This is a genomic window from Mycoplasma sp. 6243 (assembly GCF_051200785.1).
Classification (GTDB): domain Bacteria; phylum Bacillota_I; class Bacilli_A; order Mycoplasmatales; family Metamycoplasmataceae; genus Mycoplasmopsis.
The window spans coordinates 612944-630409 of record NZ_CP195154.1 but is presented as its reverse complement, the minus strand read 5'-3'; the positions used below and the strand labels follow the sequence as shown (position 1 = coordinate 630409).

Sequence of the window (17466 nt, the reverse complement as noted above, 5' to 3'; positions counted from 1 at the left end):
ACTACTACTTGCTCTTTACTTAAAGATTTTTAAAGATGAAATGTAATCATTCATATAATTGATATCCAATTGATTATATGAATTAACAGGTAGCTTAATTTCTACATTCGGAATTTCACTACGCAAGGTTCGACCATGACCGATTGATTTAAAAAGCCTTTCGCTGATAACGGTAGCAAGATAAAACTTTGCTAATGGTTTATTATCAAATTGAGATTTGTATTTTGGAACAATATCACAAATATTCACAAAAGAAGTGGCACCAAATTCGAAATCACAATAATAGGTTTTCCCACCACCACCATCTCCTCCGTTAATGATGCAAATTTTATCACTGAATGTCTGAGATACTTTTTCTTTTATAAGTAAACCACCAATACCGTTATTGTCTTTTTTTGCTACTATTATTGGGATTCCGTTCTCATATTTATTTTCTAATTTACGATCAATTGATTTCTTTTGCATTCCTTTTGAAATAAATTCAATTACATCAGATATTTTAAAATATTTAAATTTAATATTTTGATATCTTTGCATATCTACAGGTGAAAAAATTAATTTATTACTAATGCCGCATAAAATTTTGGCTGATAAATTTTCTCTTATATATTTTATAAAAGTGTTTTTATTTACTTCAAAAGGGCGATTTGTTGTAAATTTTTCAAATGCAAGTTCTTCATCATATTTTAAATTTTGCATTACAGCTTGAAATTCAGTGTATTTACCCTCAAGAACTTCTTTAAGTCTTGCTACTTTTTCTTCATATAATTTAGTTTTCAATCGTTTTTCATTAGTATAGATAAATCCGTCATTAGTAAAATCTACTAATAAAATATCTTGATTATGTCAGTGTGCTAATAACGCATCTGCATTTTGCCTTAGTGCATCAATTTTCTTGAGTGTTTGTGAATCATATTTTTTTAAAACTATTACTGATGTATTGACACCTGCATTAGGTTGAAATAAATCCCTAGGAAGTGAAATAATTTGTGTAATTTTAGACATTTCAAATATTTTTTTGAGATATGCAACATTTTTTGTATCTCTACCGTTTAGGTTTGTTTTAGGTATAATACATGCAATTAACCCATCAGGTTTTAAATATTTTAAAGTTGTATATAAAAACTTTAATTCATTATCACTTTGACTAAAGGGCGGATTCATTAAAACCTTAGAATACTCATATTTTAATCTTTCAAGTCTTTTAAAGCAGTCATCTTGATAAATTCGCGAACTTCCATCACCGTGTAATAGCATATTAATTCCTGCTAATGTCGAATTAAATTCGTCATATTCGATTCCAATGATTCTTTTTTCCTTTACTTCGATGCAAGCTTTATCAATTTGATATTCTTTTTCTTTTGCATTTATATTTGTTCGCTTTAAATAAAAATCATTTATGCTAGAAAACATATTAAACATTGCATTTACTAAAAAGGTACCACTCCCACATGTTGGGTCCATTATAACATCGTTAAATGGATCAACATCAATTAATTCATACATTATTTGAGCGATGTGATCAGGTGTAAAAACTTCTCCTTTTTCATTCGAATTAGCTGAATTTCATTTACGAAAAACTTTTAAAAAAGCATTCATTATATCGTGGCCTTTATAATCTTTGTGACTGATATTAATAAGGTTATAAATATTACGAATCGAATCAACTATTTCAATTAAGTCAGAAATTTTAGCCATTTTCAATGTCTTATCATCAAGGTATTTATAGATATTATTCTTCTTTTCTTGTTTTGATATATCTTCAGTAAGTGGAGTGTCTTTTAGAGCATCCAAAATACTAGAAAGCAGCAAGCTTGTTGATTCACGATTTAACTTATCATCTCCTTGAAATTTATAACAAAGCATCACAGCGCCAATGAACGGGACAGTCATTTGCTTGTTTATTTTAGCATTACGAAAAGAATTTGCAAGTTGCATTGCATAATTACTAATTAAAACTTCATTATTTTCTTTGATATCTTTAAAGTAGGTGTCTTTGTAGTATTTATGATTTTTTACTTCAGTTTCATTATATAATAATTTTATTTCACCTTTATCATTCTTAATAAAAACATTCAAATTTATACCGTTATATTGAAAACCGATGGTATTCTTATGTTTTTCAAACTTCATATAGTCATAAATTTGCTTTTCAAACTTTATCCCTTCTGCTTTAGCATCTAAGATAAAAATAACACCATCATAAAAATAATATCCATCTGGTTTTGTTGCTTCATATTTAGCATCAGATGTTTTTTTATAAAGAGGAATGGTACCATCAGTATTATTTTTTAGTCCTAATATATTTGTAAATGCTTCTACAATTTTAAACTCGCTGCGTGCCATAAAACCTCTATAATATTTTGTATTTTAATTTTACCATTTTTTTCTTATTGATTTTAAAACATCTCATAATTTTAAATTATTAACAAATTTATTCACAAACTATGTTTGAAATAGATACTTAGTAAAATATTTGTAAATTTAAGTAAGAAAAAAAATATTTTGGTAAAATAGTAATACTAAATAAATAAAGGAGTTATATGCCAAGAGAAGGTTATACATTAGCATGTACAAAGTGCAAAATGGAAAATTATATTTCAAAGAAAAATAAAAAAACTCATCCTGAAAAAGTAGAGTTAACAAAACACTGTCATAAATGTAATGCGCATACAGCACATAAAGAAAAGAAATAATGCAGCAATAACTGCGTTTTTTAATTTAGGAGTTTTATGAATCGTAAAAAATTAGATGAAATGTTCGCTAAAACTGGTGTAGAAGTTTTAATTTCTGAAGCACCACAAACAAGACTTTGATATGCCGGAGTTCAAACAACTGATGGTTTCATCGCTATTGAAAAAGATAAAGCAACCTTATTTGTTGATGGAAGATATATTGAGTATGCACAAAAAAATGCAAAGAATGTAGAAATTGTTTTAATTAAAGGTGATGCAGTTAAAAATTGATTTGCAGCAAAGAACTTTAAGAAAATAGCACTTGAAAAAGAATATTTAGTAAAACAAGTTCAAGATCAAATTTTATCTTGAGTAAATCCGGATCATATTGAGTGAGTTTCAGCGCAACATCTTAGAATATTAAAAGATGATGGAGAAATTGAGTTAATACAAAGAGCTGTTGATATTTCTATGCAAGCGCTCAAAGAACTTAAAGAGTGAATCAAACCTGGTATGAGTGAAAAAGAAGTTGCTTTTAAACTGAATTATTTATTAAAGTTAAAAGGTGCAGAAAAAGAAGGATTCGAGGAAATTGTCGCAACTGCTGAAGCTTCTGCGGAACCTCATCATCATCCAACTGATAAAAAACTTGTTAATAACAATTTACTAAAAATAGATTTTGGAGCTCAATACAAAGGATATACAGCAGATATTACACGTACCTTTATTTTAGGTGATGAAAAACTAGCAAATCCAAAGCAACTTGAAATCTTAGAAATTGTTAAAGAAGCAGCAGCAGCAGGGAGAAAAGCGGTTCGTCCTGGTATCAAAGCATCACAAATTGATAAAGTATGCCGTGATTATATTGAAGCAAAAGGTTATGGACAATACTTTGTGCATTCTACTGGACATGGGTTAGGTATTGATGTTCATGAGTTTCCTAACGTTTCAAAATTTTCTGATTATGTTTTAGAACCTGGTATGATAATAACAGTTGAACCTGGAATATATATCGAAGGTTTAGGAGGTGCTAGAATCGAGGATGATGTTCTAGTTACAGAAAACGGTTATTATGTCTTTTCTAGACCTAATGAAAATAAATAATGAACCAATGAAATGATAAAAATATCTTAACTTTGAGTGATTACCTTGATGTTGGAGATGGATATAAATTGTATTATCGCGTTAGTGGAAACCGTTTTAGTGGATATCCTGTAATTATTTTACATGGTGGACCAGGTGCTTTTAATGCAAATCCATATTTAAGAATTTTTGATAAAAGTAAGTTTTATTTAATTTCTTTTGATCAAAGAGGATGTGGTTCTAGTGAACCAAAATGAATTCCTGATTCAAATACGATAGATGATCAAATTGAAGATATTGAGCGAATTAGAAAACATTTTAAGTTAAATAAAGTTACATTATTTGCAGGAAGTTGGGGGACTACATTAGCATTACTTTATGCTATTAGATACCCAGAAAATGTTGCTTCTATGTTGTTGCGCGGAATTTTCTTAGCACGTCAAGAGGACATTGATTTTCTATATGAACCTAATGGAGCGGCAACCTTTTATCCAGAAGCATATAAGAAATTTTATAATGCAGTTGCTAAATATGATGGTGCAAAAGTTTTGGAAAAATACTATAATGCTTGAACTAAAATCTTAAAATATAAGAATGCAAAAGAAAAAGAGATTAAATTGATTCAAAACTTTTGCGAGTGAGAAGAATCGATTGTTACAATTGAACCACAAGAAAGGTATTTAACCCGAAAACAAATTCGCCAAGTACCTGTTCTTCAAGAAGAACACAAAGATTTATTTTACAATCAATTACATTTCTTTTTAAATAAATCACTTTTACCTTCGGATAATTATATTCTTGAAAATGCACATAAAATAAAAGATATTAGAACATATATTGTGCATGGTCGTCAAGATGTAGATACCAGACCAATAGGTGCATATTTATTAGCTAAAGAACTAAATAATGTTAAATTAACTTTTATTAATGGTGCGGCACATTCCATCAATGAACCTGGTATCAATCATAAGTTAAAAGTATTTGCTGATATTATATATGATTATCTTACAGAAAATCACATCCAAAAATAGATGTGATTTTATAAATACGATTTTTTAATCGGATGCTCACTAGTAATTTTGACAACCTTGTTTTTTAATGAACTAAGTAGTCTTTGTCCTGCTTTGGTATCTGAATTAATAAGGTGTATATTTTTTAAAGCTGTATCAATAATATCTGCTAATAATGCCCATTGTTTAAAACCACGACTAGTCATAGCGGCAGTACCAAGGCGGATTCCGCTTGCTAAAAAAGGTGATAGAGTATCAAATGGAATAGTATTCTTATTTGCTGTAATATTTATTTTATGTAATACTTTTTCGGCTTCTAAACCGTTTATTTGATAGGTTTTTAATACATTAATCATAAATAAATGATTATCAGTTCCTCCACTGATAATTACTGCTCCACGACGCTTGAATGCATCGCAAAAACGCTTCGAGTTATTAATGATATCATTAGCATATTGCTTAAATTGTGGTTGCAATGCTTCATAGAAAGCAACTGCTTTACCAGCAATAGCATGAAACAATGGACCACCTTGATAACCAGGAAACACTCAACGATCAATTTTTTTAGCCAATTCAGCATCATTAGTCATAATTATTCCCCCACGACCACCTCGTAAAGTTTTATGAGTTGTAGATGTAATAATATGTGCATAATTAACCGGAGATGGAAATACTCCACCAGCTATCAATCCTGCTAAATGCGCAATATCTGCAAGCAACTTGGCACCGACTTTATCAGCAATTTGCCGAAAACGTTTAAAGTCTATTAATCTTGAATATGATGAATATCCACAAATAATCAAATCCGGTTTTTCTTTAATAGCTAATTCTTCGATTGCATCATAATCTAATAATTCATCTTTGGATAAATCATATGAAACTGATTGATAAAAAATCCCACTAAAAGAAATTTTATATCCGTGAGTTAAGTGTCCACCACTATTTAAGGATAATCCCATAATTTTCCCACCTGATGGTACACAAGCAGCAATAGCTGCAGCATTAGCAACTGAACCAGAATATGGTTGCACATTTGCATATTTAACACCATACAATAGTTTTAAACGATCAATAGCAGCTTGTTCGATCACATCTACATTTTCACATCCACCATAATAGCGTTTGTTAGGATATCCTTCTCCGTATTTGTTTGTTAACACACTTCCTTGTGCCTTTAAGACATCTTCAGAAACATAGTTTTCGCTTGCAATTAATTCGATGTGGTCCTCTTGTCTTTGTAGTTCGTTATTGATCGCATCGGAAACAACTTTATCATGTAGTTTAATTTTTGAATACATTTTTTTACCTACTTATTAAATTTTTCATTTAATCTTTGTATAACTTCATCATTTGCACTAATTCTTAATGTAACATTGCGAGTATTTGTTTGTTGATAATTATCAATCTGTTGGATGTCATAAATTTGACCATGACATCCTAGATTTGAAACAATATTACCTATATAATCGGTATTTTTAAGTGTAAAAGTTAAATCAAGAGTTTTTAATGGGCTTAAATCTACTGGGATATATTTAATCTTATTATTTGCTTTTATATCCATAAATTCTGCATAAAAAGCATTTGTTTGATCATATTTAGGATGGATTTTTCCAATTCATCCGATAATCGTATTATTGTATTTTATATAAGCAGAAACATTTGGATGAATATAATCATTATCCTTTAGTGCAGTAAATTTAACATCAAAACCTAAGAAATTAATAACATCTTGTTTTAGTTGTTCGAAAGTCTTTGTTGTACTCGCAAGTCCTCAAACCATTATATTTTCTGAAATCATTCCATATTCAAAAATGTTAATATTGCTCATTTTACGCTTTTGATTGTATGCTACAACTTCTGAAAGTGATGTAATAATCGAATTACGAATACATTCGCGTTCTTTTGAAACAAAAGTCATTAAATTGATTTGTTTTTCAAATGAAAAAGGATTTAATTTATTTTTTTCTTTTGAAACAAGAGTAAAGGTTCGTACTTCATTATATCCTTGGTGCTGAAAATATGATTTAGAATTATTAATTTTTTGTATATGAGCAGGAACAGTTTTAATTGGTTGTGGTTTGAATTTTGCATATGAATAAAATCTAAAAATTTCTTCGATTATATCTTCAAAAACTTCTATATCATAACGATATTCGGGGGTAGTTATTTTATCATTTTCAAATCTAAATCCAAGCAAAGTTAGTTTTTTTAAAGCATTATCAAAAACATTTATTTCATTTATACCTGCATATTTCTTTAAAAGTTCTGCATTATATATAATGCTTGGTTGCTTATGATAAATAATAGGGTTAATTATTTGTGAAATCTGTAAATTTTTGCAATAAAAACGAATAAATTCCATCGCAACTGAAGCAAGATAAGCAGTTATAACCCTTGAACCTTGACTTGATGCAGTTGTGCTTATCCTTATTTCTTTTATGCCGTGACGAATGTATTTAGGATCAAAAACACCTACTTCAAATAAATAGTTTTCTGTATCTAAATCAGTTTTTGTGGTTTCTAGACCGATAACAGAAGCAAGTGAAATAATATTGCTGTCATCTGAAATAGCTAAAACATTATCAACAGCAACTTTTTTACCACCTAATATCTCAATCTCACCAGAATACAATTTTGCAGTAATATTTTTTTGTAGTTTTGCAGCATTATAAACGTGTACTGGAACACCGATATTTATTAATGTTAAATTTGTCAGGTTAACACTTCAATCAAATAAAGAAGAAATATCGTGTTTTGCTAATAAAGTTTTTTCGTAAATACTTGTTTTTAATTTTCCTTTTATTTCACTAAAACTAAGATTTTTTGCCATTCCATTGGCTGCTTTAAAATCACTTATAAAATTTGGTTCTTGTTCTTTTGATTCAAAAACAAATTTAGTGTTAAAATATGCAGCAAGTTCTTTAGCAAGAATAAAATATGAATTTGCATCATTGCGGTTTGCATTGATTGCTATTTCGATTAGATAATCATCGATACTTAAAAGTTGCATTGGATCATCGTTTATGCTTGCAAAATCATTTGGTAAGACTAACAACTCATCTTTTTTTGACAGTAAGTCTCATTTATAACCTAATTCTGATCAAGATGCTAACATCCCTTGTGATGGATAACCTTTAAGTGTTTTTTCACCAAAGATAATTTCACCTCTTTTTGCACCAACAGGAAAACAAACAACTAAATCACCTACCTTTAAGATTCGATTAGTTGTTTGGATTGTAATTTGTCCTTTTTTGGTTTTTAATTCAACAACATCTAAACGATCAGAATTTGGATTTTTGAAGACATTAATAACTTTTGCAAATAAAATACCTTCTATATTAGCAAATTTTCTCACATCCTCAACTTCAAAACCTATTTCATTTAATGCATTTGTAGTTTCTTCTGCAGTAAGTTTGATATCTGGTAAATAACTATTTAGATGTTTTAGTGAAACGAGCATTAAAAACCTCCTCATGTGGTAAATTTCAATCAATTTCTGTTTTATTTTGTGTTTTTAAAAGATGATTAACTTTTAAAAATATTTGTGAATTATTAAATCCTTTATTAAATGACAACGGTGAAGGATGTGAGGATTCGATGATATTTTGTTGTTTAATTTTATCGAAGTTAGATAAATTATATACAGTTTCTTTTGCTTGTTTGCCTAGTATAACAAAAATTACGTTACTATTTGCTTCGATGATTTTATCTAAGATTACTGATGTAAATTTTTGTCATCCGATATATTTATGTGAATTAGGTTTACCTTTTATAACTGTTAAAACTGTATTCATCAATAATACACCTTGCTTAGCTCAATTAACTAGTGAATTAGTTTTTATGACAATATCTGGATAATCTTGTTTAAGGACTTTAAAAATGTTTACTAAACTCTTTGGTGTTTCGTCTTTTCAACTAGAAAAAGCCAATCCGTCTGCGCTATCATCATTATAATAAGGATCTTGACCTAGAATAACAACTTTAGTTTCATTAACTTGAAAAAATTCAAAAGGCTTAAATATGTCGATTTGGTGTGGGTAGATGGTTTGGTTATTTAATTCTGCTTCTTTTAAAGAATGAAAAATATTATCAAAATAACTTTCTTTACCTTCTTTTTGTAAGATTTGTAAAAAACTATCTTTCATTGCTAAATTGCTCCAAAATTCTTAAATCATTACGATATAAATCCCTAATATCATTAAATCCATATTTAATCATCGCAAGTCTTTCGATTCCTACACCAGCAGCAAAAGCATTAAATTTAGCATCAAATCCTGCCATTTGTAGCACTTTCGGATGCAGCATTCCAGCACCTAAAACTTCTATTCAATGATTTTTATAAAACATATCTACCTCCACACTAGGCTCGGTAAATGGAAAATAACTAGGACGCAACCTTATATCAATTTCTTCTTCCAAAACATAGGATAGAAAGGATTTTAAAGTTCATATGAGATTTGGAAAACTAACATTACCAACACAAACAAAGTCGAGTTGAGTAAACTGATGTGAATGAGTAGCATCATCTTCATCATTTCGATACACCTTACCTAATGCAAATGTTGAAATTTCGATATTTTTATTTTCGTGTAGAACTTTTGCAGTAATTCCAGTATTATGAGTTCTTAATAATGTTGTAGCATTTAAATAAAGTGAATCATGCATTGCTCGAGCCGGATGATCGATGGGGATATTAAGTTTCTCAAAATTATATAAATCAGAAACTATTTCACCACTTTCTTGCTGATAATAACCATGCTGAATAAACCAAGTCATAATGCGTTCTTCGATTAATGTTATCAGATGCAAGCTACCAGGTTTGTATACAGGTTTGCTAATATCAATAAATTCTGAGTTTATTTTACGATCTATTTCTATTTTTTCCAATCTTTCTTCAGCATTTTTAAAAAACTCTTCATATGTTTTCTTTAATTCATTAATTTGTTTACCGATTTGTTTTTTTTGTTCAACTGGTGCAGTTTTTAGACTTTGTTGTAGTTGATATATTTGTCCATCTGATGAATAAATTTTAGCTTTTGCTTGTTTAAGATCTTCGAGTGTATTTATATCTTCAAGTTTTAACATTATTACTCCTTTTTATAGTGTTTTTTTCATTCTGCTTTTAAATTGTTTCAATATTCTAAAATGTTTTGTTCATTTTTGTTGCTGCTTGGAATGTAAAATTTAGTATTTTGTAGTTGTTTTGGTAAATATTGTTGATTATTTCAATGTTTAAAATAGTCATGTGGGTATTGATAACCAATTCCATCACCTAATTTTACTGCAGATTTATAATGTGAGTCTTTTAAATAAGATGGTATTTGGTAAATGTTACCATTTAAAATGGTTTGCTTAACTTTATCACGTGCTAAAACAACGGAATTACTTTTAGGAGATGAAGCAAGTTCGATTATTGCTGATGTAATAGCAAGTTCCCCCTCAGGGATACCTAGTCTTTCAAAAACTCTTATGGCTGCTTCAGTTTTTGCACCTACCATTGGATTTGCTAATCCAATATCTTCGTATGCAACAGCAAGCATCCTTCGAAACAAACCATCATTATCACCACTTTGTAAAATTAAAAAACCATAATATAATGCAGCATCAATATCACTACCACGAAGTGATTTGTGAAATGCTGAAAGGTTATTATAGTGAGCACTTTGCTTATTATCGCTATAAAAATTGATATTTGGTATTATAGTTTTTAAGTCATTTTTACTAACTTCTTTTCCATCTTTTTTTAATAGTGCAAGTAATTGTAAGTTATTTATACTTGCTCTTAAATCACCACTTGAAAAAGCTGCTAAATTGACTAAATTTTCCTTGCTTATTTTTAAATAAGGATAATTTTCTTTTATAATTTTCTCTAGCGTTAAAGCGATATCTTGAACATCTATTTTATTAAACTGCAAAATCTGCATTCTGCTACGAACAGCAGGAACAACTTTAAAATAAGGATTTTCTGTTGTTGTAGCATAAACAATTATTTTATCAAACTCTAAATAAGATAGTAATATATCTTGCTTATCACGATTCAAACGATGGATTTCATCGATTATTATAACATCGCAATCATCTAAAATTTTTATTAAATCTGCTTTATTATCAATCGATGCATTAAAATACCCCGCTTTTAAATTTAACTCATTTGCTAAAACAAAAGCAGTTGTCGTTTTACCTGTTCCACTTTCACCGAAAAACAAAAAACTAGAAGTAATTTTGTTTTCAATTACTTCCTTAAGCAATTTTTTAATATGATTTTGACCGACAATATCATCTAATTTCCGTGGTCTCAATAAATTTGCTAAATTTTTGTTCATATATTATTTTATAATTATAACGATTTTTTGATTTTTATAGGTGTTAATCTGAAATATTATTCAAAACTTTACATAGTTACAATGTATAAAAATTATATAGCATAAAGCAGGATTAATCACTTTTTTACCAGTTTTTTTAATACCATAAAAAAGTTTAATTTAAGATTTTTCTGTTTTACTTTTTATAATAAAACACCTTTATATAAAAATATAAAAACAAAATCTGAAAAAGTGACTTGTAGCAAATAAAATATTTGCGTAACTGCCACAGATATAAAGTTTTTTTGTTTCTTTTTTTCAAAAAAGAAAATTCCCCACCTATTTTGCCATTAGGCATGGGGTTAGAGGTGGTAAAAGTGAGAAACCCTTAAAAACATTTGTATGTGTATGTTTTAAACGATTTTCCTGTAAAGGAAAATCCCAAGGCTGCTTTGGTAAAATATTCATAAATTTTGTTTGTTTGATTTTATAAATTTGTGATGTTATCGAGTTTTTTACGAGCATCTTCGAGTTCATCTAGTATTTGTTGCAATATTTTTATTTCATCAGCCTGTATATTTATCAGATGAAGCAATTTTTCTAATTTTTAAATCAAGTAATTTATTAAAGGAGAAACCACTCGAAAGAAGTCTTGATATGATTTGTACTTCTTTTACCCCTACTATAAGCGTTTTTCGAATGCTATTTTCTCATAATGAGTCATATCTTTTGTAGATATCGGTTTTGCTTCATATCTTTTATTTTTGGTTCTAAAATATAATTTTTCGTCTGTTCCTATGACAAATTTTATATCTGTGCTGCTATTAATTTTAATTCTTTTGTCATTTTCATAGGGTGCATAATTTACATTATTATAAGTCATTGCAGCAGCATTAATTTTTCTTTTTATCTCTAAATCAAAGTAATTTTCTAGGTATTCTTTATGTGGTTGTCTAAAGAAATTACTTTGTGGATTTTGTATAACACTTTTTCTTGTAATATTTAAATAATTCATTAATTCACCTATATTTTTGGTTCAATTCTTCAATTGTTTTATAATTGCGTGTCTTTTATTCAACTTGGAATTCTCTTTGTGCAAAATCTCAAAAAACGCTCAATATGTGGTTTTCCGTTTGATTCAGAAGTGGTTATAAATTCTATTCCTAAATCTCTTACTAGCATTATATGTAGAAGCATTTGATTCAGCAGAATTATAAAAATTCTTTCTGTTATCTGTAATAATCATTTGTGGAATTCCATAATTATTTATCATTTTTTCAATATTTGATTGATGTCCATTTAATGATTCTGCTTTTTTCTCAAAATGTAATGACAAAATTAAACCTGTTGCTACATCAATGGAACCAATTAATGTTATTTCTTTATTATTTAAGAATTTGTGTGAGCATCCATCTATTTCTACCCTTTGACCAAATGAGAAATTTCGTCTTTGTTCGGTTCTAATTACTTCTTTTTCTTAGGTTTTTTAAAAACCATATTATCAAAAAGATATTCCTTATTCGTTAATTTTGCATACTTTACATATTTTTTGCAGAATTTTCGCTACTTTTATAAGCAAAAGCAGATGTAACACCTAATTTTATTAGTCTTTTATGAAATTGAGAGTAAGATATATTCGAGTTTATTTTTTCATTATATAAAAACAAACTCAAATATGAATCTGTTGAACTCTTCCTGTCGCTAAGTGAGGAGTTTTTTATTATTATAATCTTCTGCTAATTTCTTTATCTCTTCATTTGAGTATTTTCAAGATGAATGTTATCTCTATTCTTATGAAGAACAAATTTTTTAATAAACTTTTCTCCCTTTTATATAATTTTCTTATATTTAATAACAGTTACGAGAGATTTTCCGATTTTTTTGCTAAACTCTGTATTGTTAAATCACTAAATTGCATTACTGTTTGTAAATTTATCAGTCTTGTTTTTTCGAAATTAGATAATTCAAAGTTATTGTTCATTATTAAATCCTTACAAAATTATATACTATAGTAATTAGTAAAATTTTGTTTAATAATTCACGCGATTTTTTGATTTTTATAGGTGTTAAAGAACAAAATTATTTTTTTTGTGTATAAACTTGTGGATAATTTAATAAAACGAATGTATAAATAGAACTTATTATTGCCATACTATGTATATTTTTAGTTTTTTTAAAAAAACGATGGATGTAAAATTGTTCATAAATAAAGAAAAAAATTATCAACAAAAATAAATTAGTTTAAAATTAAATTGCTATGTATAAATCAAAATTAGACATTAAAGAAACACAAATAGCTATTCAAGATCTTAAACAAATTTTTCAAGCAAATATTAAGGTAGCATTAAACTTGACTAGAGCAACTGCACCGTTATTTTTAGATGCAAAAACAGGACTAAATGATGGTTTATCAGGTGAAAAGGCAGTCTGATTTAATCCAAAAGATTCTAATGTTCGCTTAGAAGTTGTGCATTCGTTAGCAAAATGAAAGCGTCATGCATTAAAACAATATCAATATTTAGATGGTGAAGGTATTTATACTGATATGAATGCAATCCGTCGTGAAGAAGAGCTCGATTCGACTCATTCATATTATGTAGATCAATGAGACTGAGAAAGAATTATTTCCCGTAGTGATCGTAATTTAAATTTTCTAAAAATGATTGTAAGTAAAATTTATGATGCTGTTAAAGTTACTAAGTATGCATTGCAAGAAGAATTTCCGAAACTTACTGATAAACTTGCTGAAAACTTATTTTTTATTAGTGCTCAAGATTTAGAAGATTTATATCCAAATTTATCACCTGAACAACGTGAAGATGTAATTGTAAAGGAAAAGGGAGCTGTTTTCGTTTATAGCATAGGTGAAAATCTTAAATCAGGTATAGTTCATTCAAAACGTGCATTTGACTATGATGATTGAAAATTAAATGGTGATTTGTTGGTGTATTCTTATGTTTTAGATAAAGCAATAGAGTTATCATCGATGGGAATACGTGTGGATGCTGAATCGATGTTAAGACAATCGAATATGGATAAAGAAAATTTGTTAAACCTGTCACCGTTTCATTATAAAATCCTTAATGATCAATTACCATTAACTATTGGTGGTGGAATCGGTCAAAGTCGTTTAAGTATGTTCTTACTCGAAAAAGCACATATCGGTGAAGTTCAGTCAAGTTATTGACCAAAAGAACACATCGAAGAAATGAAAGACAAAGGTATTGAATTGTTATAAAAATATGTTTTTACCTATGATATAGGTAAAAACATTTTTATTCTGATTGATAGTCGACATCTGATTGTTGATTTTGTGGTTCTTTATTTAAGTTTTGATTAATTAATTTCAGTTGCTCTAAAATTAATTCATCTGTGGTAGGTTTAACTACATCAGGTTCTACTGCAACAGGGGGATTTTTCTTTAATCTATACCTTTTGATACCAGTTTTTATTATAAAATAAGACATTAACATAATAAATAAGGTGAATGAAATGATTACAAAATTAATTATTGCACCTAGAAATTTCCCGTATTTAATACCTTTTCATACTAAACTTTCTAAGTCTTTAAATTTATCACCAAGGATATTATGTGCAATTGCAGACATAATAACATCGTTTGCTAATGAAGAAACAACTGCATTAAATACCGTTCCTGCCAAAAAACCGACAGCAAGTATAATTAAGTTACCTTTTTTAAAGAATTTCGATGCTTCGGTAAATGATTCATAAAGTAAAGACCTCTTTTTATCTTTTTTATTCATTGCTTCCTATCTTAATTTAATTACATCAACTGCAACTATTTCATCATTGTCTTTTAAATTAATAATACGAGAACCTTTAGTTTGACGTGATGATTTAGGTATTTGTGTAATTTGTGTTCTAATAGTTATCCCTTGTGAAGTAATTATCAATAATTCATCTTCTAAACTTACAAATCCTGCATAAATAAGATTTCCAGCTTTTATATTATCAATTCCTACAAGTCCTTTAACATTACGTTTAGTTAGATTATATTCACCTTCATCAGTAAGTTTTCCGTAACCTTTTGAACCAAGAGAAAGCACTAAATTGCCATCACGATTCGATGAAGCAGATACAACATATTGATTTTCTTCAAGTTTTATTGCTCTTACACCGATGCTATTACGACCTAATGCTCGAATATCATCATTTTTAAAGATTGCAATATTACGATAGTTATTTGCAACTAAAATATGATCTTCATCAGATGATAAAAATGCACATACTAATTCATCTGCATCAGCTAGTTTGAAGGCAATAAGTCCATTGCGACGAACAACTTTAAAAGAAGCTATATCGGTTTTCTTAAAGATACCAAACTTTGTTACAGTAGTTAAATATTGATTTTGCTCATAATCATCAACACTAATAATAGAAATAATCTTCTCACCATTATTAACATCTAAGGTTTCTAAAACATTAATGAAGGGAACACCTTTACTTTGTTTGGTTCCTTCAGGAATTTGGTGTCCACGAAGTTTGTATGCTCTACCAAAATTTGAAAACAACAATAAATCAGTATGGGTTTTTGCTTGAATAATCATCGCGATATCATCGTCTTTATATGTTTTCATACCAACCGAACCAACTCCACCACGTTTTTGTGTGTTATATTCATCTAAGTTAATACGTTTCACATAACCATTTACTGACGTTGTGATTACAATATCATTTTCAGGTATTAAATCTTCTTCAGTTATTTTTCCAGCACCAGAAATATCAATTAGTGTGCGACGAGCATCATTAAATTTCGCTTTAATTTCTTGTAATTCACTAATAATTAAATCAATTAATTTATCTTCGTGTGCTAATATATCTTTATAATGAGCAATTTCAGTTAATAAATTTTTTAATTCTTCTTGCATTTTTTCGATACTTAATCCTGTTAAACGACGCAAATTCATATCTAAAATAGCTTTAGTTTGTTTTTCGCTTAACTCAAAACGCATACTAAGCTTTTCTTGTGCAATTAAATCAGTTTTGGATGCTTTAATGATTGCAATAACTTCATCAATATTAAAAATAGCAATTTTTAAACCTTCTAAGATATGTGCACGTTCTTCGGCACGGGTTAAATCAAATTTTAATCTACGGGTAACAACATCTTTTTGATGTTTTAAATATTCGTTAAGAGCAGTTTTTAATGTAAGTAGTTTCGGTTCACCATTGACTAATGCGACTAAATTAGCACTGTATGCAGTCTGTAAATAAGTTTTTTGATATAACTTATTTAAAATAATATGTGGGTTGAATCCACGCTTAATATCAATCACAATGCGAATTCCATCACGATTTGATTCATCGCGTAAATCTGCAATTCCATCAATTTCTTTATTCTTATGTTGTTCGACAATTTTTTGAATTAAAGTGGTTTTTTTAATCGCATATGGTATTTGCGAAACTATAATTTGATATTTACCATTTGCTTTTTCTATAATATTAGTTTTAGAACGAACTATAATGCTGCCACGTCCTGTTTCATAAGTATCAATAATCCCACGAGTGCCTAAAATTATTGCTCCCGTAGGAAAATCAGGACCTTTTATATGTTGCATTAACTCTTTGGTGCTAATATTAGGATTTTTGGCTAAAGCAACTGTAGCATCAATAGTTTCACCTAAATTATGTGGAGGGATTTCGGTTGCCATACCAACAGCAATACCAGATGAACCAGATACAAGTAGGTTTGGAAAGCGAGAAGGAAGTACAGCAGGCTCTTTTTCGCTTGCATCATAGTTATCCACAAAATCAACTGTTTCTTTTTTTATTCCTTCTAGCATTTCAGCAGATAACTTAGACATACGAGCTTCGGTATAACGCATCGCAGCAGCTTGGTCACCATCGATTGATCCAAAGTTTCCGTGTCCATCAACTAACGGATAACGCATTGAAAAATCCTGTGCCATACGAACCATTGCTTCATAAACCGATGAATCACCATGAGGGTGATATTTTCCAAGCACATCCCCTACGATACGGGCAGATTTACGGTGTTGTGAACCAGGAGTAATACCTAACTCAGACATATCATATAAAATTCTACGGTGTACTGGTTTTAGTCCATCGCGAACATCTGGGAGTGCTCTAGAAACAATAACACTCATAGCATATTCTAAAAAGGATGTTTTCATCTCATCATCGACTAGGATTGGATGCAACCCGTCTTTTGATTCGCTAATGATTTGTGATGAAACTTGATATTCTGCATTATTTTGCGGAATTTCTTCTTCGTCTTCTTCTATTATTGGTTCTTTTTTCTTGAAGACGATGTGGTTATCTTCTTCATAGTCATATTCTTTAATTTTTGTTTTTTTCTCTTGATCTTCTGCCATATCCTCTCCAATTTAATAAATTATAAATTTATTAAATTAT

Annotated in this window: 14 protein-coding genes; 4 read left to right on the top strand and 10 right to left on the bottom strand. The window is 28.9% G+C overall.

Annotation, left to right across the window (positions count from 1 at the left end):
* Window positions 1–15: 15 nt before the first annotated feature.
* On the bottom strand, window positions 16–2346 hold the full coding sequence (locus ACR82Z_RS02645) for an HsdM family class I SAM-dependent methyltransferase (RefSeq protein ID WP_435128390.1): 2331 nt from the start codon (window positions 2344–2346) through the stop codon (window positions 16–18).
* A gap of 197 nt (window positions 2347–2543) precedes the next feature.
* Here ACR82Z_RS02645 and rpmG point away from each other — a divergent pair, with 197 nt between their 5' ends.
* The 3 genes from rpmG to ACR82Z_RS02630 are packed head-to-tail and all read left to right on the top strand — an operon-like array spanning window position 2544 to window position 4789.
* Entirely contained in the window at window positions 2544–2696 is a 153-nt protein-coding gene (rpmG, locus tag ACR82Z_RS02640; protein ID WP_435128387.1) for a 50S ribosomal protein L33, read from the top strand.
* Between the two features lie 36 nt (window positions 2697–2732).
* On the top strand, window positions 2733–3779 hold the full coding sequence (locus ACR82Z_RS02635; RefSeq protein ID WP_435128385.1) for a M24 family metallopeptidase: 1047 nt from the start codon (window positions 2733–2735) through the stop codon (window positions 3777–3779).
* Window positions 3779–4789 (top strand): alpha/beta fold hydrolase, encoded by a 1011-nt coding sequence (locus ACR82Z_RS02630; protein ID WP_435128382.1) that lies wholly within the window; start codon window positions 3779–3781, stop codon window positions 4787–4789. Before ACR82Z_RS02635 ends, ACR82Z_RS02630 begins: the two co-directional genes overlap by 1 nt.
* An 8-nt stretch (window positions 4790–4797) precedes the next feature.
* On the opposite strand, the gene glyA is transcribed toward ACR82Z_RS02630, so the two are convergent.
* The 7 genes from glyA to ACR82Z_RS02595 all read right to left on the bottom strand — a co-directional run bounded on the left by glyA (window position 4798) and on the right by ACR82Z_RS02595 (window position 13051).
* On the bottom strand, window positions 4798–6066 hold the full coding sequence (gene glyA, locus ACR82Z_RS02625) for a serine hydroxymethyltransferase (protein WP_435128379.1): 1269 nt from the start codon (window positions 6064–6066) through the stop codon (window positions 4798–4800).
* 8 nt (window positions 6067–6074) lie between these two features.
* On the bottom strand, window positions 6075–8228 hold the full coding sequence (locus ACR82Z_RS02620) for a phenylalanine--tRNA ligase subunit beta (RefSeq protein ID WP_435128376.1): 2154 nt from the start codon (window positions 8226–8228) through the stop codon (window positions 6075–6077).
* Complete coding sequence (locus tag ACR82Z_RS02615; protein ID WP_435128373.1) at window positions 8200–8913, bottom strand: uracil-DNA glycosylase; 714 nt, start codon at window positions 8911–8913, stop codon at window positions 8200–8202. Before ACR82Z_RS02615 ends, ACR82Z_RS02620 begins: the two co-directional genes overlap by 29 nt.
* Complete coding sequence (gene pheS / locus ACR82Z_RS02610; protein ID WP_435128370.1) at window positions 8903–9853, bottom strand: phenylalanine--tRNA ligase subunit alpha; 951 nt, start codon at window positions 9851–9853, stop codon at window positions 8903–8905. Before pheS ends, ACR82Z_RS02615 begins: the two co-directional genes overlap by 11 nt.
* A 2-nt stretch (window positions 9854–9855) precedes the next feature.
* Complete coding sequence (locus ACR82Z_RS02605; protein WP_435128367.1) at window positions 9856–11091, bottom strand: replication-associated recombination protein A; 1236 nt, start codon at window positions 11089–11091, stop codon at window positions 9856–9858.
* Window positions 11092–11752: 661 nt separating this feature from the next.
* The gene (locus ACR82Z_RS02600; RefSeq protein ID WP_435128364.1) at window positions 11753–12406 is read right to left on the bottom strand and encodes a hypothetical protein; all 654 of its coding nucleotides are present in this window, start codon (window positions 12404–12406) and stop codon (window positions 11753–11755) included.
* A 522-nt stretch (window positions 12407–12928) separates the two neighbouring features.
* On the bottom strand, window positions 12929–13051 hold the full coding sequence (locus ACR82Z_RS02595) for a hypothetical protein (protein ID WP_435128362.1): 123 nt from the start codon (window positions 13049–13051) through the stop codon (window positions 12929–12931).
* Window positions 13052–13327: 276 nt separating this feature from the next.
* Between ACR82Z_RS02595 and asnA the strand changes: the two genes are divergently transcribed.
* Window positions 13328–14308, top strand: coding sequence for an aspartate--ammonia ligase (gene asnA / locus ACR82Z_RS02590; RefSeq protein WP_435128360.1), 981 nt, complete (start codon window positions 13328–13330; stop codon window positions 14306–14308).
* Window positions 14309–14345: 37 nt separating this feature from the next.
* Here asnA and ACR82Z_RS02585 read toward each other — a convergent pair whose 3' ends face one another.
* On the bottom strand, window positions 14346–14834 hold the full coding sequence (locus ACR82Z_RS02585) for an MscL family protein (protein WP_435128357.1): 489 nt from the start codon (window positions 14832–14834) through the stop codon (window positions 14346–14348).
* Window positions 14835–14840: 6 nt separating this feature from the next.
* On the bottom strand, window positions 14841–17426 hold the full coding sequence (gyrA, locus tag ACR82Z_RS02580) for a DNA gyrase subunit A (RefSeq protein WP_435128354.1): 2586 nt from the start codon (window positions 17424–17426) through the stop codon (window positions 14841–14843).
* Window positions 17427–17466: the final 40 nt, after the last annotated feature.